This is a genomic window from Pseudomonas sp. efr-133-TYG-5, assembly GCF_030209175.1.
GTDB lineage: Bacteria > Pseudomonadota > Gammaproteobacteria > Pseudomonadales > Pseudomonadaceae > Aquipseudomonas.
The window spans coordinates 1,896,015-1,919,120 of the sequence record NZ_JARVSM010000001.1; the positions used below are offsets into that span (position 1 = coordinate 1,896,015).

Consider the following 23,106-nt stretch of genomic DNA (forward strand, 5'->3'; position numbering starts at 1 on the left):
GGATCAGTCCTTGGGGTCGTAGACGCGACGCACCAGAAAAACCGGACGGCGTTTGGATTCGATATAAGTGCGGCCCAGGTACTCGCCGAGTACGCCGATGCCGATCAATTGCAGGCCGCCGAGAAAGGTCACGGCCACCATCAGCGAAGCGTAACCAGGCATGTCGACGCCGTGGATCAGGGTGCGCACGACAATGAACATGGCAAACGCGAACGAGACCAGCGATACGCAGGCGCCCAGGTAGGTCCACACGCGCAAGGGTTCGGTGCTGAAACTGGTGATGCCCTCCAGCGCGAAATTCCACAGCCGCCAGCCGTTGAACTTGCTCTGCCCGGTCAGTCGTTCCGGGCGCTCGTAATCAACGTGGGTGGTGCGGAAACCGACCCAGGCGAACAGGCCCTTCATGAAGCGCCGGGATTCGGGCAGCGTCAGCAAGGCATCGACCACGCAGCGATCCATCAGGCGAAAATCGCCGACGTTCTCGGGTAATGGCTGTTCGGCGATCTTGTTGTGCAGGCGATAGAACCAGTGCGCGGAAGTCTGCTTGGCCCAGGTGTCACTGCGGCGACTGACGCGGTGACCGAGTACCACTTCGTAACCTTCGCGCCAGCGCGCGATCATCGCCAGGATGACTTCGGGGGGATCCTGCAGGTCGACATCGATCGGCACGACAATCTGCCCGGTGGCGATCTGCAAACCGGCGGACAGCGCCGCTTCCTTGCCGAAATTGCGGCTGAGGTCGACGATGCGCAGGCGCGCGTCCGACTGCTGACGCTGCAACAGGCGCTCCAGCGTGGCATCGCTGCTGCCGTCGTTGACGAACACCAGCTCCAGGTCAATCAGCACTTCGTGCTGGAAAACCTGCTGGATGCGCGCGAGGAAGCCGTCGAGGCTGTCCTCTTCGTTGAATACGGGAATCACCAGCGACAACGTCACCTGCCCCGCATTGTGCGTTCCGTGCGGATGAGTCAAGGGCTTGCTCTTTTTATAGTGATTGTCGGTCGTCGAATCGAATTCGACGCCATGAGCCGCACCGTATTAAGCAGCACCACAGAATGTCGTGCAAGGGTCAAACGAGGGTGTTTTTGCCAATCAGCAGGCCGTTCCGCACGCTCTAGTCCGAGCCCCGCAGAAACATCCACCAACGATTGGAAACAAATCCCCGATAGCCAAAAAGCCCTGCTCCGCTAGGCTTGCGACGATGCGTCACAGCGGCTGTCGCAATATCCCAATCGCATGGAGCGAACTGAATGTATTTCGAGATTTACAGGCAATCCAAAGGCACCCTGAGCACCGGCAAAGGCCAATGGCGCTGGAGGCTGCGCGCAGGCAATCACGAGACAATCGCCAGCGGCGAGTCGTATGTGAACAAGGCGGACTGCCTGCACGTGATCGAGTTGATCAAGGGCGTGCAGGGGGAGACGCCGGTGAAGGAGATTTAAAGGGAGGTAAAGACCCCGCACAAAGAAAAAGCCCCGTTGATGGTCATCGACGGGGCTTTACTGTTTTCGCCTTGGAAATCGCGATTTTGCAGACAAACAAAAAAGCCCCGCAGCTTCACAGCTACGGGGCTTTTTCTATGTATGGCGGAGAGATAGGGATTCGAACCCTAGGTACCGGTGAAGGTACAACGGATTTCGAATCCGTCCCATTCGGCCACTCTGGCATCTCTCCAACGGCGCGCATGATAACAACACTTTCGCCGGATGCGAACCCCCCAAGCGAAATTTTTTCCGTGCTATCAGATGCTTGCGTCGATTAAAGCGGTACGCCCAGACGGTTGGCGACTTCTTCGTAGGCTTCGATGACGTCACCGAGGCCCTGGCGGAAGCGGTCCTTGTCCATCTTCTTCTTGGTGTCCTTGTCCCAGAGGCGGCAGCCGTCCGGGCTGAACTCGTCGCCGAGGACGATCGAGCCGTCACTGAACACACCGAATTCAAGCTTGAAGTCGACCAGCAGCAGGCCGGCGTCGTCGAACAGTTTGCTCAGGACGTCGTTGACCTTGAGCGACAGTTCCTTCATGCGCGCCAGTTGCTCGGCGGTGCCCCAACCGAACGCCACGACGTGGGATTCATTGATGAACGGGTCGCCCTTGGCGTCATCCTTGAGGAACAGCTCGAAGGTGTACGGGTTGAGCTTCATGCCCTCTTCAACGCCCAGGCGCTTGACCAGGCTGCCGGCGGCATAGTTACGCACGACGCACTCGACCGGGATCATGTCGAGCTTCTTCACCAGGCACTCGTTGTCGCCCAGCAGCTTGTCGAATTGCGTCGGGATGCCGGCCGCTTCGAGTTTCTGCATGATGAAGGCGTTGAACTTGTTGTTCACCATGCCTTTGCGGTCGAGCTGCTCGATGCGCTTGCCGTCGAACGCCGAGGTGTCGTTGCGAAACAGCAGGATCAAGCGGTCAGCGTCGTCGGTCTTGTAAACCGATTTGGCTTTGCCGCGGTAGAGTTCTTCACGTTTTTCCATGATGGGCTCCGCTTGCTAAGTAGATGGGCTAGGCGATGTGGCGCCAGTCGAGCCCTGAATCTTGATCGGCCAGTTGCAGCCAGTCCGGGTCGCACCCGAGGGTGTCGACGAAACATTGCCGGGCCAGCTGCGGCAGGTTGTTCTTGCTGCTCAGATGGGCCAGGACCAGGTGTTGCAGGCCTTGCCAGCCCAACTCGGCCACCAGGAATGCCGCCTGATGGTTGTTCAAATGCCCCAGCTCGCCGCCCACCCGCTGCTTGAGAAAGTACGGGTAGTGACCGCGCGCCAGCATGTCGCGGCAATGGTTGGACTCGATCATCAACGCATCGAGATCCCGATAGCCGTCCAGCACCCGCTCGCAGTAGGAACCCAGGTCGGTGAGCAGGCCGAAACGCCGCTCACCGTCGCTGAACACATACTGGGTCGGCTCCTGCGCATCGTGGGCCACGGCAATGACCCCGACATTCAGCGCGCCGATCCGCAGTTGCTCGCCGCCGGCGAGAAAACCGGCAGGTTCAATCGGTTTGCGCATCCCGCGCAGGGTACCGCGACTGAGGTAGACAGGCAGATTGTAGCGCCGAGACAGCAAACCCACGCCATGCACGTGGTCGGCATGTTCGTGGGTCACGAGTATCGCGCTCAGTTGCGCCGGGTTGACCCCCAGGCGCAACAGGCGTTTTTCGGTTTCCCGCAGGGAAAAACCACAATCCACCAGGACATACGTATCAGCACTGGCGATCAGCGTGCCGTTCCCTTGGCTACCGCTGCCGAGAACGGCAAAACGCATCGGATCAGCCCAGGTTGTCCTGAATCACGCTCAACACCTTGCGGGCCACATCGGCCGGCGCCACGGTATTGATGTTCTTCTCGACGGTCACCTGAACGTTCTCGCCCACCTTGCTCAGGCGAACCTGATAACGCTCGGCACGGGCTTCAACTTCTTCCTTGCTCGGCGCGCTGCCGAACAGGCTGCTGAAGAACCCCGGCTTGTCGTCTTTCTTCTCGGCCTTTTCGGACAAGTTGATGTAGTACAGGCCCAGGCTGCGGTTGATGTCTTCTACGCGCCATTCGCCCTGCTCCAGCGCACGACCCACGCTCGACCAGGCACGGTCGAGGTCGGAGCCGACGTTCAGCACCGGGTTGCCGCTGCCGTCTTCGCTGAGGCTGACGCGGCTCGGGGTATCGAAATCACGCGAGGCCAGCATCGACACCGAACCGCCCTTCTCGGCGTTGCGGCTCATGCTCGCGAGCATGTCGTCGACCAGCGCTGCATCCAGGCCGGTGTTGACCGAACGGTTGGTGAAATCGACATCGGCGGTGCTGCCGGCAGGACGCTCGGCGCTGACCACGTAGACTTCACTGGTATTGCGCTGCACGCCCGGCTCGATGCGCACCCGTACGCGGGTCTCGCTGTCGCTGCCGACACCGGCGGCGCTCAGGCGCTTGGCCATGGCGGCGGACAGTTCGTCGGAATGCTGCCAGGTGGTGGTGAATTCGCCGGTTTGCGGGCGCTGTTCATCCAGGCGGAAACCGTTGTCCTGGAAGAACTGCACGGCCACTGGCCAGACTTCGGCCGGCGGGTGCTGGGCCATGACCCAACGCGAGTCACCGCTCTTCTGCAGCGAGTAATCGTTGGCGTCGGCGACGGTCGACAGCGGCTGAGGACGCGGAACCACGTACTCGCCCTTGACGGTGTCATCGGCCACGTTGCGCGGGATCGGCAGCAGCGGATCCAGGCGCTTGGAGGTGCTGACCTCCGGTGGCAGTTGCATCGGTGCGGTCTGTTGCGCTTCCAGGTAATCGCTACCACGGTCACGGAAATAACCTTCCGGGCCCCAGATCCATCCGCAGCCACTGGTGCTGGAGATAATCAAGGCAAGTGCGGAAAGTCCGGCCATTCGCTTCATGCGTTGTACTTCCTCAATTAAACCAGGACGCTGCACTGGCGCAGGGCCGAGCGCAACGTTTCATGACAAGGAGCGCTCAGCCAGGTCAGCGGCAGGCGGATGCCTTCGTGCATCAGGCCCATTTCGACCAAAGCCCACTTCACCGGAATCGGGTTGGCTTCGATGAACAGGTCCTTGTGCAGCGGCATCAGTTTTTCGTTGATGGCCCGTGCGGTGTCGGCGTCGCCCTTGAGCGCAGCCTCGCACAGGTCGGCCATTTCGCGCGGGGCGACGTTGGCGGTGACGGAGATGTTGCCCTTGCCGCCCAGCAGGATCAGCTCGACCGCGGTCGGATCATCGCCGGACAGCACGATGAAATCCTTGCTCACGCCGTCGAGGATGGCCTTGGCGCGTTTCAGGTCGCCAGTGGCTTCCTTGATGCCGATGATGTTCGGCACGGTGGACAGGCGGATCACGGTCTCGGCCTGCATGTCGCAGGACGTGCGGCCAGGCACGTTGTAGAGAATCTGCGGAATGTCGACGGCTTCGGCGATGTGCTTGAAGTGCTGGTACAGGCCTTCCTGGGTCGGCTTGTTGTAGTACGGCACCACCAGCAGGCAGGCATCGGCGCCGGCTTCCTTGGCGTTGCGGGTCAGCTCGACGGCTTCGCGGGTCGAGTTGGCGCCAGTACCGGCGATCACCGGAATGCGGCCGGCAACCTGTTTGACCACGGCTTTGATGACGGCAATGTGTTCTTCTACATCAAGGGTCGCCGACTCGCCGGTAGTACCGACCGCGACAATGGCATGGGTGCCGTTCTTGAGATGGAAGTCCACGAGTTTGCTGAGGCTGTCCCAGTCAAGACGCCCTTGTGCATCCATGGGAGTGACCAGTGCCACCATACTGCCCGCAATCATGAAACCGCTCCTGCCGGAAAAAGAGAGCGGTAATGGTACTGGCGCCAAGATGCTTGCACAAGCGAAGTACTGCGCCGCCGCCATTCCCCTTGGCGCCGCTTTTCGCTACCCTTCAGACTTTGATCGGTACTGATCAGCTTGTACGCCGGGTTCCAGCCTCCCTTTTCGGCCTCCCAGGCCCCGTTCCAGCGTCGCTGCTGCACGCTCCGCCATGATTGGAGCGAGTCGCGAGCCGCGGCCCGGGGTTTTCTGAATGGGCTCGCGCAGGCACATCCGGCGGCCAACGCCCGTCAACCTACCGACCGCTCATCGCTTTAGGAATGCTGCATGTCCACCCCCACAGTTCGCGAACAATTCCTTGTCATCAGTGCCCTCGGCGCCAACCCCATGGAGCTGACCAACGTCCTGTGCCGCGCCAGCCATGAAAATCGCTGCGCCGTGGTCACCTCCCGCCTGACCCGTCACGGCGAGTGCAGCGCGCTGGTGCTGGAAGTCTCCGGCAGCTGGGACGCCCTGGCCCGCCTCGAAGGCAGCCTGCCGACCCTGGCCAAGCGTCATGCCTTCACCGTCAACGTGGTGCGCAGCGCGGCCCTGGAAAACCGTCCGCAGGCCCTGCCCTACGTGGCTTACGTCAGCTCGGCCTACCGCCCCGACATCATCAATGAGCTGTGCCAGTTCTTCATGGATCACAACGTCGAGCTGGAAAACCTGACCTGTGACACCTATCAGGCCCCGCAAACCGGCGGCACCATGCTCAATGCCACGTTCACCGTGACCCTGCCGGCCGGCACCCAGATCAGCTGGCTGCGCGATCAGTTCCTGGATTTCGCCGATGCGATGAACCTCGACGCCCTGATCGAACCGTGGCGCCCACAGAACCCAATGTAAGGAAGCTTTCATGGCCGTAGCCATCGACCAACCGGTTGCCGACTTCGAAGCGCCTGCCACCAGCGGGCAGACCGTCAGCCTGTCTGCCTTGAAGGGCAAGCAAGTGGTGATCTACTTCTATCCGAAGGACAGCACCCCGGGCTGCACCACCGAAGGCCAGGGCTTTCGTGACCAGTACGCGGCGTTCCAGGCAGCCAACACGGAAATCTTCGGCATCTCCCGCGACAGCCTGAAGTCCCACGAGAACTTCAAGGGCAAGCAGGCGTTCCCGTTCGAACTGATCAGCGACAAGGACGAAGCGGTCTGCCAGCTGTTCGACGTGATCAAGCTGAAAAAGCTCTACGGCAAGGAATACCTCGGCGTTGATCGCAGCACGTTCCTGATCGACAAGGACGGTGTGCTGCGTCAGGAATGGCGCGGGGTGAAAGTGCCAGGCCACGTTGATGCCGTGCTGGCTGCGGCTCAGGCTTTGAACAAGGCCTGATATTTCTGCGTCATTTTCACTGACGCTTTCGCGAGCAAGCCCGCTCCCACACCAGGCATCGGTCGGTGTGGGAGCGGGCTTGCTCGCGAATGGCCCATAAGCCTCAACGAATGATTCGGTTCTACAACAGCGGAGCCACCACCGGCTCCTTGCGCGGCCAGGCATCGAGCACAGCCTTGAACAGCGTCGCCAGGGGAATCGCAAAGAACACCCCCCAGAAGCCCCACAACCCGCCAAACAACAGCACCGCGCAGATGATTGCCACCGGATGCAGATTGACCGCCTCGGCAAACAGCAGCGGTACCAGCACGTTGCCATCCAGGGTCTGGATAATCCCGTAGACCGCCATCAGATAGATGAACTGATCGCTCCAGCCCCACTGGAACAGCGCAATCAGCATCACCGGCACGGTCACCACCACGGCGCCGACATACGGCACCACCACCGACACGCCCACCAGCAATGCCAGCAACGCGGCATAGTTCAGGCCGAGCGCGACGAAAGCGACGTAGGTCACGCCGCCACAGATCACGATCTCAATGACTTTGCCGCGAATGTAGTTGGCGATCTGCCGGTTCATTTCCTGCGCGACCCGGGTGATCAGCGCACGCTCGCGCGGCAGATAACCGCGCACCCACTCACCGATCATCGCCCGGTCCTTGAGGAAGAAAAACACCAGGATCGGCACCAGCACCAGGTAGATCATGATGTTCACCAGCAACGGCAGGCTGGACAACGAAAACGTCAGCGCCCACTGGCCGAACTTGCCGATCTCGCCACGCGCCGCCTCGATGGCCTGCAACACCTGCTCGTCGGACACCAGGTGCGGATAACGCTCCGGCAGCAGCAACAGCAGCGATTGCCATTTGGCGAGCATGCCCGGCAATTCGTTGAACAGGGTAATCAGCTGATGCCAGAGCAGCGGCAGCACCACGACAATGAACAGCAACAGCACGCCCATGAACAGCGCGAACACCAGACCGACCGCCGCCCCGCCAGGCATGCGCAGACGCTCCAGGGTGACCACCAGGCCCTGCATCAGATAAGCCAGCACCATCCCAGCCAGCACCGGCGCGAGCATGCCGCCCAGCGTCAGGACGGCGGTGAAGGCGAGAAACAGCAGCACCGCCAGCACCACTGCTTCCTCGTCGGAGAAGTAGCGCTGGAACCAGTCGCGTAACACTTTGAACATTAATATTCCTTAAGTCGTTTCACGCGCTTGGGTTCAGGCTTTCTTCAACCAGTAACGGTAGACGCCCGCTTCGTCTTCCTCGCGCAGCAGCGTATGACCGGCCAGACGGGCAAAGGTGCGGAAGTCCCGCTGCGACCCGGCATCCGTGGCGATCACCTTGAGTACGGCGCCGCTGGGCAGCTTGTTCAGCTCCATCTTGGCCTTGAGCAACGGCAACGGACAATTCAGGCCACTGGCGTCCAACTCACAGTCATGGGCTACAGCGTCAGTCATTGCGTCACTCCGGGCAGATGGTCGAGCTGCCTAGAATATCTGGTCGCAAGCCCGGTGTCCGGCTACAGTAAGGTCTTTGTCGACTAAGGCTTTGTGCATGACATTTTTGCGCCCTACCCTGCTGACGCTCGCTTGCCTGCTCGCCTCACCGGGCTTCGCTGACGACCTGCCGTCACTTGGTGACGCCAGCTCTGCCATTGTCTCGCCGCAACAGGAATACCAGCTCGGCCGCGCCTGGCTGGCCATGTTGCGCAGCCAGGTTTCGCAACTCAACGATCCGCAGCTCAAGGACTACGTCGAATCCAGCGTCTACAAGCTGGTGGAAACCAGCCAGGTCACGGACCGACGCCTTGAGTTCATCCTCATCAACAGCCCGCAGCTCAACGCCTTCGCCGCGCCAGGCGGGATTGTCGGGGTCAACGGCGGCCTGTTTCTCAATGCGCAGACCGAAGGCGAATACGCATCGGTACTGGCCCACGAACTGGCGCACTTGTCCCAACGCCACTTTGCCCGCGGTGTTGAAGCCTCGCAGCGCATGCAGGTGCCGATGATGGCGGCGCTGCTGGCCGGGATCGTCATCGCGGCCGCCGGGGGCGGTGATGCCGGGATCGCGACCATTGCCGGCACGCAGGCAGCAGCGATCCAGTCGCAACGCACCTTCTCGCGGCAGAACGAGCAGGAAGCCGACCGTATCGGCATCCTCAACCTGGAGAAGGCCGGATACGACCCGCGCTCGATGCCAACCATGTTCGAGCGGTTGATGCGTCAGTACCGCTATGACGCCAAGCCGCCGGAATTCCTCCTGACTCACCCGGTTACCGAATCGCGGATCGCCGACACCCGCAACCGTGCCGAACAGGCCAAGCCCGGCGGCATCGAAGACAGCATGCGCTATCAACTGATCCGTGCCCGGGTGCAACTGGTCTACGAGGAAACCCCAGGCCTGGGCGCCAAGCGCTTCCGCGCTCAACTGGATGAAAATCCGAAGAACGATGTCGCTCGCTACGGCCTGGCAATTGCGCAGATCAAGGGCGGCCAATTGAACGAAGCCCGGGAGAATCTCAAGCAGCTGCTGGCGAAATCGCCGAACGAGATTATCTACAACCTGGCGCAGATCGATCTGGACATCACCAACAATCGCCTGCCCGATGCGCAGTCGCGGGTTGACCGGATACTCACGCAGTATCCGGGGAACTACCCGCTGAATCAGGTTCGCGTCGACCTGCTGCTCAAGCAGAATCGCACTGCCGATGCAGAAAAGGCCCTGGACGGTCTGCTCAAATCACGTCCCGACGATCCGGACGTGTGGTACCAGGTCGCGGAAACCCGTGGCCTGTCAGGCAACATCATCGGCCTGCACCAGGCGCGCGCAGAATACTTCGCGCTGGTCGGCGACTATCGCCAGGCCATCCAGCAACTGGACTTCGCCAAGCGCAAGGCCGGCAGCAACTTCCCGCTGTCCTCGCGCATCGACGCCCGCCAGCGCGAACTGATGGAACAGGAGCGCATGGTCAAGGACATGATGGGCTGAACCGCTCGCCAGAAAAACTGCGGACACAAAAAAACCGCCTCTTGCGAGGCGGTTTTTTTATTGCACCAACAAGCGTTTATTCAGCCAGTTTGAAGGTGATGAAGCTGGCACGTCCCTGACGCAGCACCCGCATCGATACCGAGCGGTTCTTCGGCAGCGCCTTGGCGATTTCCGCGAACTCCTTGGAAGAACCAATGGCCTGGTTGTTCAGGTGAGTGATGATGTCACCCGGCTGCAGACCGATCAGGGCTGCCGGACCGTCCTGCACTTCCTTGATCACCACGCCGCCCTTGAGGTCGTAGGTTTTCTTCTGCTCGGCGCTCAGCTCGGCCACCGACACACCGAGGCGGTTGCTGCTGGTTTCGGCAGCGGATTTCGGCAGGGCGTCGAGCTCCTTGTCTTCGTCCGGAATGGCGCCGACGGTCAACTCGATGTTCTTGCGCTTGCCTTCACGAATCACTTCGAGATTGGCCTTGGCCCCGGCTTTCAGCGCCCCGACCAGATGCGGCAGATCAGCGGACATAATGATCTGTTGCCCGTTCATGCTGAGGATCACGTCGCCCACCTGCAGGCCACCCTTGGCCGCCGGGCCGTCATCCTGGATCTGTGCCACCAGCGCACCGGCCGGTTTTTCCAGGCCGAACGACTCGGCCAGATCCTTGTTCACTTCCTGGATCACCACACCCAGCCAGCCGCGGCTGACTTTGCCGCCGCTCTTCAGCTGATTGGACACATCCATCGCCACATCGATCGGAATCGCGAACGACACGCCCATGAAACCGCCGGAGCGGGTGTAGATCTGCGAGTTGATCCCGACCACTTCGCCATTCAGGTTGAACAGCGGGCCACCGGAGTTACCCGGGTTGATCGGCACGTCGGTCTGGATGAACGGCACGTAGTTTTCGTTCGGCAGGCTGCGACCGACGGCACTGACGATGCCCTGGGTCACGGTGTGGTCAAAGCCGAACGGCGAGCCGATCGCCACGACCCACTGGCCAGCCTTCAGATCCTGCGACTTGCCGAGCTTGAGCACCGGCAAATCCTTGCCATCGATTTTCAGCAGGGCGACGTCGGAACGCGGGTCGGTACCGACCAGCTTGGCTTTCATTTCGCTGCGATCAGCCAGGCGCACGAGGATCTCGTCGGCGTCGGCAATCACATGGTTGTTGGTCAGGATGTAGCCATCCGCCGAGATGATAAATCCCGAACCCAGCGACTGCGCTTCACGCTGGCGATCACCACGCGGGGAACGCTGCTGTGGCGGCATGCCGCGTTCGAAGAACTCGCGCAGCATCGGCGGCAAGCCTTCCAGGTCAGGCATCTGCTGGTTCACTTTGCGATCAGGCAGTTTCTGCGTGGTACTGATGTTCACCACCGCCGGCGAGGCTTGTTCGACCAGTTGGGTGAAGTCAGGCAGATCGGCCGCCTGAGCCGCAGGGACAGCCTGACCGAGCACCAGCACGGTGGCGATAATGGAGAGACAGGATTTCAAGCTTGGTATCGACATACAGCTCCCGTTACGACGAGCAGGGTTAAGCGATATGGAGCAAGGAACACCGGAAACCACAGGCCGGCATTTTTGTTCCGGGAACAACAAACAAGGCCAGAGCCGTGAGGCTCTGACCTATAAAAAATTTTTGGGTTATTTGCAAATGAAAATGCTCAGCAAACATTTCTACGTCTCGGCGACGATCCGGAAACTGCTGGAATCAGCTCACTGCTTGCTGGTTGCAGCGCCATCATTGCGTATCGACAAAGCGATCCGTTCGGCAGTGCCGATTGGAATCTCGCCGACCACGGTCACCATCATTTCGCCCTGCGGCGTGGTCAGGCGACGCGATACAGCGACGGTAGGGCCGAGCTGAGTGCGGGTGTCCGTGACGGTCGCACCATTCAGCGGCTCGAGGAACACGGAGAAACGCGCCAGCCCATCGTCATACATCAGGCTGTTGACCTGGGATTTGGTTTCCGGGTCTTTGTGCGAAGAACTGCTGGTCAGCTCGAAGCCTGGAGGCAGCCAGTCCGAACGCCAGTTCTGAGCGGTCTTGACGGCCGAGGCCTTGTCGCTGTCGAGGTTGACCGGCTTGCAGTCGGCATCGGCCTGCAGGTCTTTGTCGGACGGGACCTGATCGGTCTCCAGACGCGTGAACTGGAAGCGCTCAAGCAACTGCCCTTTGTCGTTCAACAGCAACGACTTGAGCGGCAGGCCCGTCTGTTTGTCCAGATGCAGTTCGAATCCGTAGCGATGCTGATCCCGCGGCGTCAGCGATACGATCACCGCATCACGCCCGGCCACGCGCGACTTGCCGACGACGGCAAGGTCATACCAATTCTTGAGCTTTTGCGGATCGAGAGGACGAGCGGCAGAGTTGGGAGAATCCCCCAGTCCCGCAATCAGGGTGCCGCTGACGCATTGAGTATGTCCATCAATGCGCACGACTTCCTGTGCCGAACCGTCGAGCTGAAGCAAACGCTCGCGAACCTGGCCATTCTGGACGCGATGCCAGATGTTATGGGTAGAAAAACTACCGTTACGCTCGTAGACGAAAGTACCGTGGAAGCTTTGCTGCTGCTCGGCCTGGCCCAGGCGGGTCAGCCAGTCCTGGGCCTCGTCGGCATGGGCTGGAACAATGAACCAGCCACTGAGCAGAAGCGAAAGTAAAGGTATGGAGCGCATGATCCTCCTTAACGGTTTTCCAGGCTCGCTGCACGCGCATACGGCAAGGCGCTTTCAGTGCCTTTCAGAGCCGCCTGTTGAGCGTGTTGACGCAGATACCCTGGCAGACGCTGATCGTGCCAGCCTGGCTGGCCTTGCAGGACGCCGTTGGCCATCGGGCCAGTAGCTTCCGAGCTCTCATTGTAGCCTGCCAGAACAGCCGGACCCTTGACCTGAGGAACGGCCAGCGCAGGCTGATTCGATTGCTGGGCCAACTCGACACCGGCAATTTCGTCCTGGTTGTACAGGCGTACACCTGCCAATACAGCGACAGTGACCGAGGCGGCTACCGCCAGACGGCCGAGGCTGCGCCATGGTCCGCGAGAGGCTTTGGCCGGAGTCGCTTCGTCTTCCAGCGCAGCCGATACTGCCGCAGCGAGATCCAGACGCGGAAGCAGCAGATCCTTGTGCATGGCTGCCCGAGCGATCTGGTAACGAGCCCAGGTCTCACGGGTTTCTACATCGTCCAGGGCATTGAGCACCCGACGCAATTCCAGTTCGTCCGCTTCGTTATCCATCACTGCGGACAGCGATTCCTGCAGGGCTTCACGACTCATGGCGTTCCTCTCTTGGCTATCGCCGCTGTCTTTAGTTTTCCTGCAACAACGGCTGCAGGGCTTTATCGATGGCCTCCCGAGCGCGGAAAATCCGGGAGCGCACGGTACCAACCGGACATTGCATGACGCTCGCGATGTCCTCGTAACTCAGACCATCGAATTCACGCAAAGTTAGAGCCGTGCGCAAATCCTCTGGCAGTTGCTGGATGGTTCGATGGACGGTGCCTTCGATCTCATCCCGCAGCAATGCGCGTTCTGGAGATTCAAGATCCTTGAGGCCGTGATCGCCGTCATAGAACTCTGCATCTTCGGAACTTACATCGCTATCCGGCGGCCGGCGGCCGCGTGAAACCAGATAGTTCTTCGCCGTGTTAATGGCGATGCGGTAAAGCCACGTATAAAACGCGCTGTCTCCGCGAAAATTTCCAAGCGCCCGGTAAGCCTTGATAAAGGCTTCTTGAGCAACATCCTGGGCTTCATGGGTGTCGTGCACAAAACGCACGATCAACCCGAGAATTTTGTGCTGATACTTCAGCACCAGCAGATCGAAAGCTCGCTTGTCGCCACGCTGCACGCGCTCGACCAGCTGCTGATCCTCTTCCTGGGTTAGCATGAACACTCCTCGATAAGCTCGGAGGAGGCTTGCATAACTAAACGACCAGACTTGCAAACATAGACTCGGGCTTTTCGCAAAAGTTCTCCCCCTCCAAGCAAGTTTCCTGCGGGCTCTGATTTGGCACGCACGAAAAACGCAGCGCGGGATGAACCGGCTGCGCGAATAATCTTGTCATCGGCTCGCCGGCAAGAACCCAAACGCAGGTTCCGCGCTGAAGCCGACACTGTCCCGTGTTTCAGGCAACGGTCTATTGATCTTGGCCCTCTGGCAAAAGTTCCAAATATTTATAGCCGTGCAAAGCCGACATTGGGCGACCATGGGCTGAAAAAGCGTGTTTCATCCCCGATACAGTCGTCTTTTCCCAAAACCTAGGGAAAATCCTTCCGACGAAGCGTGCAGCTTTTTCCGTTACCGTAGTTTCACAATGCCATATTTGCCCGGCTATTGTGCCGCCCCACCCCTCTATATACTAGTGGGCTGTGTGGCTGTCTCGACGCGGCAATCCAGCGGTCTTGCGCCAACCCCGTCCCGGGTCGCTTTGAGCGGAATCCTGAAATGAGCCAACAGTTTCAACACGATGTTCTGGTGATTGGCAGCGGCGCTGCCGGTTTGAGTCTCGCGCTGACCCTGCCGGGCCACTTGCGCATTGCGGTATTGAGCAAGGGCGACCTGGCCAACGGTTCGACCTATTGGGCCCAGGGCGGCGTCGCCGCCGTCCTGGATGACACCGACACCGTCGAATCCCACGTCGACGACACCCTGAACGCCGGTGGCGGTCTGTGCCACGAAGACGCCGTGCGCTTCACCGTCGAGCACAGCCGCGAGGCAATCCAGTGGCTGATCGATCAAGGCGTGCCCTTCACCCGCGACGAACAGTCGGGCACGGAAGACGGCGGCTTCGAATTCCACTTGACCCGCGAAGGCGGTCATAGCCATCGGCGCATCATCCACGCCGCCGATGCCACCGGCGCGGCGATCTTCAAGACCTTGCTGGCCCAGGCCAGAGAACGTTCGAACATCGAACTGCTGGAGCAACGGGTCGCCGTCGACCTGATCACCGAACGCCGCCTGGGCATGGACGGTGACCGTTGCCTCGGCGCCTACGTGCTGAACCGTGCCACCGGCGAAGTCGACACCTATGGTGCGCGATTCGTCATCCTCGCGTCTGGCGGTGCCGCCAAGGTCTATCTGTATACCAGCAACCCCGATGGCGCCTGCGGCGATGGCATCGCCATGGCCTGGCGTTCGGGTTGCCGGGTAGCGAACCTGGAGTTCAACCAGTTCCACCCTACCTGCCTGTATCACCCGCAGGCCAAGAGTTTCCTGATTACCGAAGCCCTGCGTGGCGAAGGCGCGCACCTCAAGCTGCCGAACGGTGAGCGTTTCATGCCGCGCTTCGACCCGCGCGCCGAACTGGCCCCGCGTGACATCGTTGCCCGCGCCATCGACCATGAAATGAAGCGCCTGGGTATCGACTGCGTCTACCTCGACATCAGTCACAAGCCGGAAGACTTTATCAAGTCGCACTTCCCTACGGTTTATGAGCGCTGCCTCGGCTTTGGCATCGACATCACCCGCCAACCGATCCCGGTGGTGCCCGCCGCGCATTACACCTGTGGCGGCGTGATGGTCGACCAACACGGGCGCACCGATGTGCCGGGCCTGTATGCCATCGGCGAGACCAGTTTCACCGGCCTGCACGGGGCCAACCGCATGGCCAGCAACTCGTTGCTCGAATGCTTCGTCTATGCCCGTTCGGCGGCGGCGGACATTCTCGGCCAGCTGGCCGATGTAGCGATTCCCAGCGCCCTGCCCGCGTGGGACGCCAGCCAGGTGACCGACTCCGACGAAGACGTGATCATCGCGCACAACTGGGACGAACTACGGCGCTTCATGTGGGACTACGTCGGCATCGTGCGCACCAACAAGCGCCTGCAACGGGCGCAGCACCGCGTACGCCTGTTGCTGGACGAGATCGACGAGTTCTACAGCAACTACAAGGTCAGCCGCGACCTGATCGAGTTGCGTAACCTGGCGCAAGTCGCCGAGCTGATGATTCGCTCGGCCATGGAGCGCAAGGAAAGCCGCGGCCTGCATTACACCCTCGACTATCCGCAGCTGTTGCCCGAAGCGCTCGACACTATTCTGGTGCCGCCCACCTACGCCGGCTGAACTTGAGGCGTACCCGCAGGCGTCGGTGCAAGTCCGCCGCCTGCGCATCCCGCGGCACGCAGATCGACCTGACTCGCCACTCACCGCGCAAGCGAAAGCGCAGCACCACGATCAGCGGCAGCGCCAGGCTGTCGGGACGCAATTGCACCGCCTGCCAGCCCTCGGCCCGATTCCACAACTGCCAGCCATCGCCATCGCGGCGCAAGCCGCAGAAGGCCTGCGGGTGAGTCAGCAGAATCTGTCGCGGCAGCACCCAGGCTGCGTGCAACAGGCACACACAAGCCGCGGCCAGACTGGCCCACAGCGAAATGGAAAGTACCAGCAGACTGCCCAGCGCGAAGGCCTGGGCCAGCAGATAGGCCGCCAGCAGTTGCCCTGAGGCCTGCCAGCGGCATTCGAAGGCGTTACTTGGGCTGGACACGATCCAGAATCATCCGGACCATGCGTTGCAGCTCCGGATCTTCGGACTCGCTGCGCTCCATGAACCAGCCGAACATGTCCTGATCCTCGCACTCGAGCAGGCGGACGTACAGCGCGCGATCCACCTCGTTCAGGTTGGCATAGACCTCTTTCACGAATGGCACTAGCAGCACGTCAAGCTCGAGCATGCCGCGCCGGCTGTGCCAAAAGAGGCGATTGAGTTCAACTTGTTCGACCATGGAGCGCTCCTCAAATAGGCCGCAAGTATACAGGCCCGGCGCGGAGCGAACAGTCGGCTTTGGTCGGGCGCCACCGATCCTTTATGAACTACCCATTTCAACAACGCGCCCTTATGATGTGCCCCAGTCTATTTACCCTGCGATGTCCCATGGCCGATTCTGCTTTTTTCTGCACCCTGTCACATGAAGGCGTTCTCGCGGTTCGCGGCGCGGATGCCGGAAAATTCCTGCAAGGCCAGTTGACCTGCAATATCAATTACCTGAGCGACACCCGGGCCAGCCTCGGCGCCCGCTGCACGCAGAAAGGCCGCATGCAGTCGAGCTTCCGCATCCTGTTCGAAGGCGACGGCGTGCTGCTGGCGATGGCCAGCGAGCTGCTGGAGCCGCAACTGGCCGACCTGAAAAAATACGCGGTGTTCTCCAAATCCAAACTGACCGACGAAAGCGCCGCCTGGGTGCGTTTTGGTCTGGAGCACGCTGACGCCGCATTGGCCAGTCTCGGCCTGGACTTGCCGGCCGAAACCGACAGCCTGGTGCGCCACGAAGGTCTGATCGCCATTCGCGTGTCGGCCGATCGCGCCGAACTCTGGGCGCCTGCCGCGCAGGCCGACGGCGTCAAGGCCCAACTGGCCGCGCAGTTGCGCGAAGGCGAACTGAACCAGTGGCTGCTCGGGCAGATCCGCGCCGGTATCGGCCAGGTCATGCCGGCTACCCGCGAGCTGTTCATCCCGCAGATGCTCAACCTGCAAGCCGTCGGCGGCGTGAGTTTCAAGAAAGGCTGCTACACCGGCCAGGAAATCGTCGCGCGCATGCAGTACCTGGGCAAACTCAAGCGCCGTCTGTATCGCGTGCAACTGGATGGCGGCGAATTGCCGGAACCGGGCACCGCGCTGTTCGCTCCGAGCCACAACAGCTCGATCGGTGAAGTGGTGCTGGCCGCCCGTGGCGAAGAAAAGATTGAACTGCTGGCGGTGTTGCAGGCCGAAGCTGCCGAAGAAGGCGACGTGCACCTGGGCGCCCTCGAAGGTCCGGCGCTGCAGGTGCTCGACCTGCCTTACGAACTGGATCGCGACCGCGAAATCCAGCGCTGATCGCAGCATTTGTTGCAACACCCTAGAGAAACGACATGAGTGAGCTGGCGGAAAAGGTCCAACAGGATTTGGTTGAGGCCATCGATAACGATGACCTGGTTCTGCCAACGTTACCGGAAGTGGCCCTGCAGATTCGCAAGGCTGCCGAAGACCCGGAAATCAGTGTCAGCGAGCTGAGCAAAGTCATTGGCCGGGATACCGCGCTGTCGGCGCGACTGATCAAAGTGGTCAACAGCCCGCTGCTGCGTGCCACCCAGGAAGTCACCGACCTGCACACGGCCATCACCCGGCTGGGCGTCAATTACAGCAGCAACCTGGCGATCGGCCTGGTGATGGAGCAGATCTTTCACGCCCGTTCCGAGGTGGTCGAACAGAAGATGCGCGAAGTCTGGCGCAAGAGCCTGGAGATCGCCGGCGTCAGTTATGCGCTGTGCCGCCGACACACGCAGCTCAAGCCCGATCAGGCGGCCCTGGGCGGCCTGGTGCATCAGATCGGCGTGCTGCCGATCCTGACCTACGCTGAAGATCACTACGAACTGCTCTCCGATCCGGTGAGCCTCAACCATGTCATCGACCGCATTCATCCGCTGCTGGGCGACAAACTGCTGCGGGTCTGGGAGTTTCCGGAGCGGCTGGTGGCGTTGCCGGGGCTGTACCTGGACTTCAAACGCGACTCGGCGCACCTCGATTACGTCGATCTGGTGCAGGTTGCGAGCCTGTATTGCCACAAGGACAGCGATCATCCGATTGCGCGGATTGACCCGCTCAGCGTGCCGGCGTTCAAGAAGCTTGGGATCGATCCCGATAACAAAGAATTGTGCGCGGATCTGCAAGAATCGCGGACGATGTTTTACTGATCCGGAACCGCGGCGCGGCCTTCGCGAGCAAGCCCGCTCCCACAGGAGATCTGCGTCGTACACCAACCCCCTGTGGGAGCGGGCTCGCTCGCGACGAGGCCCACCGACACCACAATTATCCGGCAATAAAACTCACCCGAACCTTCAAACCCGCCTGCTCGCCATCATGCAGGGTGATCTGCGCCAGATGCGCCCGGCAGATTTCGCCGACAATCGCCAACCCCAACCCCGAGCCCGCGACCTGCTGATTACGCCGATAGAAGCGCTCGAACACTCGATCACGGTCCTCCAGCGGAATCCCCGGGCCATCGTCTTCGACTTCCAGCACGGCCGGCGCCGTGACGCGCAGAATCACGTTGCCGCCCGGTGGCGTATGCGCCAGGGCGTTGTCCACCAGATTGCTCAGCAGCTCGTTGAGCAGCGTCGGCTCTCCGCGCAGCCATACCGGTTCATCCGCCTCGAGCGCCAGCGCCACGCCGCGTGCATGGGCCAACGGGGCCATGGCCATGCCCAGCTCGCGGGCCAACTGGCTGAGGTCGAGCAACTGTGCGCCGCCCTCGGCGATTGCCCGCGCGCCGTTTTCGACCCGGGCCAGCGACAGCAACTGATTGGCCAGGTGGGTCAGGCGATCGGTGCTCTGCGCGGAAGACTCCAGGGTTTCGCGCCAGGTGTGCGGCTCATTCGCCCGCAGGCCCAGTTCCAGCCGCGCCTTGAGCGCCGCCAGCGGTGTGCGCAATTCGTGCGCCGCGTCGGCGATGAACTGCGCCTGCCGTTCGAACTGGCCGCGCAAGCGCTCGGTGAAATGGTTGAGCGCACGCACCAGCGGCCACAGTTCATGCTGCACTTCCACCAACGGCAATGGTCGCAGGTCGTCGGGCTGACGCTCCTCGACCGCCGTGCGCAAGCGCTCCAGCGGGCGCAACGCCGCACTCACCGCAAACCACACCAGCAACAGCGCACCAATCGCCAGCATGCCCAGGCGCAGCAACGTGTCGGCGGCCAGGCTGCGCGCCATGCTGACCCGCGCCTCGTCGGTTTCCGCGACGCGGATTTCCGCCATGCCGTTCATGTTCGGCTCGGTCACCGCTTTGAGCAGGCTGACCACGCGCACGTTCTGCCCCTGATAGGTAGCGTTGTAAAAGCGCGCGAGCGCCGGATAACTGTCGGTACGCGGCGTTCCCGGCGGCGGCCCCGGCAGGTTCTCGTAGCCGGAAATCAGCTTCTGATGAATGTCGTTGACCTGGTAGTAGATACGCCCGGCGCTGTCGTAGGCGAAGGTGTCGAGGGCCACGTAGGGCACATCGGCGCTGAGGCTGCCGTCGCGCTGGGACAGGCCGGCGGCGATGGTCCGCGCGGAGGCCAGCAAGGTGCGGTCGTAAGCGGTGTCGGCGGCCTCGCGGCCGTTCCAGTAGGCGCTCAAGCCGCTGGCCAGCATCAGCACCACCAGCAGCAGCGCCAGGTTCCACAGCAACCGCCAGCGCAGACTGCTCGGTTTATGCATCGCGGCTTTCCAGCAGATAACCGAGGCCGCGGAAAGTCACGATGGCCACCGGTTGGCCGTCGAGTTTCTTGCGCAGACGATGGACGTAGATCTCGATGGCATCGGGGCTGGCTTCCTCGTCGAGGCCGAACACCTGCGCAGCCAGCTGCTCCTTGCTCATCACCCGGCCCGGGCGGGCGATCAACGCCTCGAGCACCGCTTGCTCGCGGGAGGTCAGCGTCAGCAGTTCTTCACCGAGGGTGAAGCGCCGGGTGTCGAGATCGTAGGCCAGCACACCACAGCGCTGCTGGCGCTCGCCACCGAGCACACTGCGGCGCAACAGCGCCTTGACCCGCGCCTCCAGCTCGGTCAGTTCGAACGGCTTGGCCAGGTAATCGTCGGCGCCCAGATTGAGGCCGTGGACGCGATCCTTGACGTCACTGCGCGCGGTCAGCATCAACACCGGCAGGTTCTTGCCGCGCGCACGCAGGCGCGCCAGCACCTCGAAACCGTCCATGCGCGGCAGGCCGACATCAAGGATTGCCGCCGCGTATTCCTCGCTGCCCAGCGCCAGGTCGGCGGCCACGCCATCGTGCAGCACGTCCACGGTCAGACCGCTGCTCTTGAGCGCCTGGGCCACGCTTTCGGCGAGCGGCAAATGGTCTTCGACGAGCAGAACACGCATGGATCGTTACCTCATTCAGGGGATGGCCGACGCCATTCTTTGGCGCGGAGTTTACAGCCGCAACCGCCGCTGTGAAGCCCGAAAACCGTGAAAGTCAGCTGAAAGGTTAGCGAAAGGTTAGCTGGTTAAAGTCGGCCCACGGACAGTTCCGACTGCCGTCGCTGCTGCCACCCAGCGATCCGCAAAACGCCTCGAAGCGTTTTCGACCAATAAGAACAATAAACGGAGTACCCCCGCATGCCGTCCTTGCCGACCAAGGCTTTCACGCCTGTTCGTCCGTCCCGTTTCAGCCACACCGCCCTCGCCAGTGCCGCCGCCCTCGCCGGTTTTTCACCGCTGAGTTTTGCCGACTTCATCGAAGACAGCAGCGCCACATTCGAAACCCGCAACATGTATTTCAACCGTGATTTCCGCGACGGCACCAGCGCCCAGCAAAGCAAGCGGGATGAATGGGCCCAGGGCTTCATGCTCAACCTGCAATCGGGTTACACCGACGGCACCGTGGGGTTCGGTGTCGATGCCCTGGGCATGCTCGGGGTCAAGCTCGATTCGAGCCCGGATCGCACGGGCACCGGCCTGCTGCCGACCCACGATGACGGCCGCGCCGCCGACGAATATTCCAAGCTCGGGCTGACCGGCAAGGTCAAGATTTCCGCCACCGAACTGAAAATCGGCAGCCTGATTCCCGAGCTGCCGATTCTCAAGCCGAACGACGGGCGCATCCTGCCGCAGACATTCGAAGGCGGTCTGCTGACCTCCAAGGAGATCAAGAACCTGACCTTCACCGGCGGCCGTCTGGAGAAAGCCAAGGATCGCGACAGCACCGATTTCGAGGACATCGCCCTCAACAACAAGAACAGCCGTTTCGCCGGCACCGCTGCCGGCAAGCATTTCGACTTCGGCGGCGTGGACTACAAGTTCACCGACAAGATCACCGGCAGCTACCACTTCGCCCAACTCGACGAAGTCTACAACCAGCATTTCTTCGGCCTGGTCGCCTCGCGGCCGATGGGCCCCGGCACGTTCGCCACCGACCTGCGATTCGCGGTGAGCGACGATCAGGGTGCGGCCCGTGGCGGCAAGATCGACAACCGCTCGCTCAACGGTCTGTTCAGCTATGCGCTGAGCGGCCACAAGTTCAGCGCCGGTTACCAGCACATGGCCGGCGACAGCGCGTTTCCGTATGTCGATGGCAGCGATCCGTACCTGGTCAACTTCGTCCAGATCAACGACTTTGCCGGTGCCGAAGAACGCTCCTGGCAGGCGCGTTACGACTACGATTTCGCCCGGCTCGGCATTCCCGGCCTGAGCTTCATGAGCCGTTACCTGAGCGGTGACAACATCAAGCTCAAGAATGGCGAAGAAGGCAAAGAGTGGGAGCGCAACACCGAGATCAAATATGTAGTACAAAGCGGCGCCCTGAAGGATGTCGCCGTACGCCTGCGCAATGCCACCTACCGTTCCAACTACTCCGCCCGCGATGCCGACGAAGTGCGGCTGCTGGTGAGCTACAGCGTTGCCCTTTGGTAATTGATTGAAACGCCGCAGCGCTGGAGATCGAAAGATCGCAGCCTTCGGCAGCTCCTGCAAAAAGCCCCTACAACAAGAAACCGTGGAGAAACCAATGAATTTGTCACTGCGTAAAGTTGCTCTGGCCGCTGGCGCCATGCTGTTTGCCGGCCAACTGATGGCCGAACCGAAACGCCCGGAATGCATCGCGCCGGCCTCCCCCGGCGGCGGTTTCGACCTGACCTGCAAACTGGCGCAGAGCGCGCTGGTCAACGAAAAGCTGCTGAGCAAACCGATGCGCGTGACCTACATGCCCGGCGGTGTCGGCGCGGTGGCGTACAACGCGGTGGTGGCGCAGCGCCCGGCCGACGCCGGCACGCTGGTGGCGTGGTCCAGCGGTTCGCTGCTGAACCTGGCCCAGGGCAAGTTCGGCCGTTTCGATGAAAGCAACGTGCGCTGGCTGGCGGCGGTCGGCACCAGTTACGGCGCCATCGCGGTGAAAAGCGACTCGCCCTACAAGACCCTCGACGATCTGGTAAAGGCCTTGAAGAAAGATCCGAGCGCCGTGGTCATCGGGTCCGGCGGCACTGTCGGCAGCCAGGACTGGATGCAGACCGCGCTGATCGCCAAGGCGGCCGGGATCAACCCGCGCGACCTGCGTTACGTCGCCCTCGAAGGCGGCGGCGAAATCGCCACCGCGCTGCTCGGCGGCCACATCCAGGTCGGCAGTACCGACATCTCCGACTCCATGCCGCACATCCAGAGCGGCGACATGCGCCTGCTGGCGGTGTTCTCCGAGCAACGTCTCGACGAGCCGGAAATGAAGGACATCCCGACCGCCCGCGAACAGGGTTACGACATCGTCTGGCCGGTGGTGCGCGGCTTCTACCTCGGGCCGAAGGTCAGCGATGAAGACTACGCCTGGTGGAAAGAGGCCTTCGACAAACTGCTGGCGTCGCCTGAGTTCGCCAAGCTGCGCGACCAGCGTGAACTGTTCCCGTTCGCCATGACCGGCCCGGAACTGGACACCTACGTGAAGAAACAAGTGGCGGATTACAAAGTGCTGGCCAAAGAGTTCGGCCTGATTCAGTGATCGTCTCTGACTAGCGGCGCTGCCTCCT

At 61.5% G+C, this 23,106-nt stretch carries 24 protein-coding genes and 1 tRNA gene; 9 read left to right on the top strand and 16 right to left on the bottom strand.

The features are described from left to right. Window positions 1–3: 3 nt before the first annotated feature. Complete coding sequence (locus tag QRN70_RS08580) at window positions 4–972, bottom strand: glycosyltransferase family 2 protein (protein ID WP_285417020.1); 969 nt, start codon at window positions 970–972, stop codon at window positions 4–6. Between the two features lie 278 nt (window positions 973–1,250). Between QRN70_RS08580 and QRN70_RS08585 the strand changes: the two genes are divergently transcribed. Beyond that, entirely contained in the window at window positions 1,251–1,442 is a 192-nt protein-coding gene (locus QRN70_RS08585; RefSeq protein ID WP_285417021.1) for a YegP family protein, read from the top strand. 142 nt (window positions 1,443–1,584) lie between these two features. On the opposite strand, the gene QRN70_RS08590 is transcribed toward QRN70_RS08585, so the two are convergent. The 5 genes from QRN70_RS08590 to dapA all read right to left on the bottom strand — a co-directional run bounded on the left by QRN70_RS08590 (window position 1,585) and on the right by dapA (window position 5,275). Further along, a tRNA-Ser gene (locus QRN70_RS08590) sits at window positions 1,585–1,674 on the bottom strand. A gap of 84 nt (window positions 1,675–1,758) precedes the next feature. Continuing rightward, window positions 1,759–2,472, bottom strand: coding sequence for a phosphoribosylaminoimidazolesuccinocarboxamide synthase (gene purC / locus QRN70_RS08595; protein ID WP_285417023.1), 714 nt, complete (start codon window positions 2,470–2,472; stop codon window positions 1,759–1,761). A 28-nt stretch (window positions 2,473–2,500) separates the two neighbouring features. Then, the gene (locus tag QRN70_RS08600; RefSeq protein ID WP_285417024.1) at window positions 2,501–3,259 is read right to left on the bottom strand and encodes an MBL fold metallo-hydrolase; all 759 of its coding nucleotides are present in this window, start codon (window positions 3,257–3,259) and stop codon (window positions 2,501–2,503) included. Between the two features lie 4 nt (window positions 3,260–3,263). After that, window positions 3,264–4,379 carry an NlpB/DapX family lipoprotein gene (gene bamC, locus QRN70_RS08605; RefSeq protein WP_285417026.1) on the bottom strand — a complete coding sequence of 372 codons (1,116 nt, stop codon included), beginning with the start codon at window positions 4,377–4,379 and terminating at the stop codon, window positions 3,264–3,266. Between the two features lie 17 nt (window positions 4,380–4,396). Further along, window positions 4,397–5,275 (bottom strand): 4-hydroxy-tetrahydrodipicolinate synthase, encoded by an 879-nt coding sequence (dapA, locus tag QRN70_RS08610; protein ID WP_285417027.1) that lies wholly within the window; start codon window positions 5,273–5,275, stop codon window positions 4,397–4,399. 327 nt (window positions 5,276–5,602) lie between these two features. On the opposite strand from dapA, the gene QRN70_RS08615 reads away from it, so the two are divergent. Continuing rightward, window positions 5,603–6,163, top strand: coding sequence for a glycine cleavage system transcriptional repressor (locus tag QRN70_RS08615; protein ID WP_047292291.1), 561 nt, complete (start codon window positions 5,603–5,605; stop codon window positions 6,161–6,163). A 10-nt stretch (window positions 6,164–6,173) separates the two neighbouring features. Then, complete coding sequence (locus QRN70_RS08620; protein WP_285417029.1) at window positions 6,174–6,647, top strand: peroxiredoxin; 474 nt, start codon at window positions 6,174–6,176, stop codon at window positions 6,645–6,647. 121 nt (window positions 6,648–6,768) lie between these two features. Here QRN70_RS08620 and QRN70_RS08625 read toward each other — a convergent pair whose 3' ends face one another. Further along, window positions 6,769–7,839: an AI-2E family transporter gene (locus QRN70_RS08625; RefSeq protein WP_285417030.1), complete on the bottom strand. Its 1,071-nt coding sequence runs from the start codon at window positions 7,837–7,839 to the stop codon at window positions 6,769–6,771. A 33-nt stretch (window positions 7,840–7,872) separates the two neighbouring features. After that, window positions 7,873–8,112 (bottom strand): sulfurtransferase TusA family protein, encoded by a 240-nt coding sequence (locus QRN70_RS08630; RefSeq protein WP_007963279.1) that lies wholly within the window; start codon window positions 8,110–8,112, stop codon window positions 7,873–7,875. A gap of 97 nt (window positions 8,113–8,209) precedes the next feature. Here QRN70_RS08630 and QRN70_RS08635 point away from each other — a divergent pair, with 97 nt between their 5' ends. Next, complete coding sequence (locus QRN70_RS08635; RefSeq protein WP_285417031.1) at window positions 8,210–9,643, top strand: M48 family metalloprotease; 1,434 nt, start codon at window positions 8,210–8,212, stop codon at window positions 9,641–9,643. Between the two features lie 76 nt (window positions 9,644–9,719). On the opposite strand, the gene QRN70_RS08640 is transcribed toward QRN70_RS08635, so the two are convergent. The 4 genes from QRN70_RS08640 to rpoE form a co-directional block, all read right to left on the bottom strand. Next, the gene (locus QRN70_RS08640) at window positions 9,720–11,150 is read right to left on the bottom strand and encodes a DegQ family serine endoprotease (RefSeq protein WP_285417032.1); all 1,431 of its coding nucleotides are present in this window, start codon (window positions 11,148–11,150) and stop codon (window positions 9,720–9,722) included. 207 nt (window positions 11,151–11,357) lie between these two features. Then, entirely contained in the window at window positions 11,358–12,320 is a 963-nt protein-coding gene (locus QRN70_RS08645) for a MucB/RseB C-terminal domain-containing protein (protein ID WP_285417034.1), read from the bottom strand. Window positions 12,321–12,328: 8 nt separating this feature from the next. Then, window positions 12,329–12,916 carry a sigma-E factor negative regulatory protein gene (locus QRN70_RS08650; protein WP_285417035.1) on the bottom strand — a complete coding sequence of 196 codons (588 nt, stop codon included), beginning with the start codon at window positions 12,914–12,916 and terminating at the stop codon, window positions 12,329–12,331. Between the two features lie 31 nt (window positions 12,917–12,947). Then, window positions 12,948–13,529, bottom strand: coding sequence for an RNA polymerase sigma factor RpoE/AlgU (rpoE, locus tag QRN70_RS08655; RefSeq protein ID WP_003172477.1), 582 nt, complete (start codon window positions 13,527–13,529; stop codon window positions 12,948–12,950). A gap of 558 nt (window positions 13,530–14,087) precedes the next feature. On the opposite strand from rpoE, the gene nadB reads away from it, so the two are divergent. Beyond that, complete coding sequence (gene nadB / locus QRN70_RS08660; RefSeq protein ID WP_285417036.1) at window positions 14,088–15,704, top strand: L-aspartate oxidase; 1,617 nt, start codon at window positions 14,088–14,090, stop codon at window positions 15,702–15,704. Here the strand turns inward: nadB and QRN70_RS08665 are convergent. Beyond that, on the bottom strand, window positions 15,673–16,125 hold the full coding sequence (locus QRN70_RS08665) for a protein YgfX (RefSeq protein WP_285417038.1): 453 nt from the start codon (window positions 16,123–16,125) through the stop codon (window positions 15,673–15,675). The two genes, nadB and QRN70_RS08665, sit on opposite strands and share 32 nt — an antisense overlap. Then, window positions 16,109–16,363 carry an FAD assembly factor SdhE gene (locus tag QRN70_RS08670; protein ID WP_007957989.1) on the bottom strand — a complete coding sequence of 85 codons (255 nt, stop codon included), beginning with the start codon at window positions 16,361–16,363 and terminating at the stop codon, window positions 16,109–16,111. Before QRN70_RS08670 ends, QRN70_RS08665 begins: the two co-directional genes overlap by 17 nt. A gap of 149 nt (window positions 16,364–16,512) precedes the next feature. Here QRN70_RS08670 and ygfZ point away from each other — a divergent pair, with 149 nt between their 5' ends. Further along, window positions 16,513–17,454 carry a CAF17-like 4Fe-4S cluster assembly/insertion protein YgfZ gene (gene ygfZ / locus QRN70_RS08675; protein ID WP_285417039.1) on the top strand — a complete coding sequence of 314 codons (942 nt, stop codon included), beginning with the start codon at window positions 16,513–16,515 and terminating at the stop codon, window positions 17,452–17,454. A 35-nt stretch (window positions 17,455–17,489) separates the two neighbouring features. Continuing rightward, window positions 17,490–18,311 carry an HDOD domain-containing protein gene (locus QRN70_RS08680; RefSeq protein WP_285417041.1) on the top strand — a complete coding sequence of 274 codons (822 nt, stop codon included), beginning with the start codon at window positions 17,490–17,492 and terminating at the stop codon, window positions 18,309–18,311. A gap of 115 nt (window positions 18,312–18,426) precedes the next feature. Here QRN70_RS08680 and tctE read toward each other — a convergent pair whose 3' ends face one another. Both tctE and tctD read right to left on the bottom strand, forming a co-directional pair. After that, window positions 18,427–19,812, bottom strand: coding sequence for a two-component system sensor histidine kinase TctE (gene tctE / locus QRN70_RS08685; protein WP_285417042.1), 1,386 nt, complete (start codon window positions 19,810–19,812; stop codon window positions 18,427–18,429). Next, on the bottom strand, window positions 19,805–20,476 hold the full coding sequence (gene tctD / locus QRN70_RS08690; RefSeq protein WP_285417044.1) for a two-component system response regulator TctD: 672 nt from the start codon (window positions 20,474–20,476) through the stop codon (window positions 19,805–19,807). The genes tctE and tctD overlap by 8 nt, the downstream gene beginning before the upstream one ends. Before the next feature lie 237 nt (window positions 20,477–20,713). Between tctD and QRN70_RS08695 the strand changes: the two genes are divergently transcribed. Together QRN70_RS08695 and QRN70_RS08700 are read left to right on the top strand one after the other, a co-directional pair. Then, window positions 20,714–22,006: an OprD family porin gene (locus tag QRN70_RS08695; protein ID WP_285417045.1), complete on the top strand. Its 1,293-nt coding sequence runs from the start codon at window positions 20,714–20,716 to the stop codon at window positions 22,004–22,006. A gap of 94 nt (window positions 22,007–22,100) precedes the next feature. Continuing rightward, entirely contained in the window at window positions 22,101–23,078 is a 978-nt protein-coding gene (locus tag QRN70_RS08700; RefSeq protein ID WP_285417046.1) for a Bug family tripartite tricarboxylate transporter substrate binding protein, read from the top strand. The last annotated feature ends 28 nt before the right edge of the window (window positions 23,079–23,106 follow it).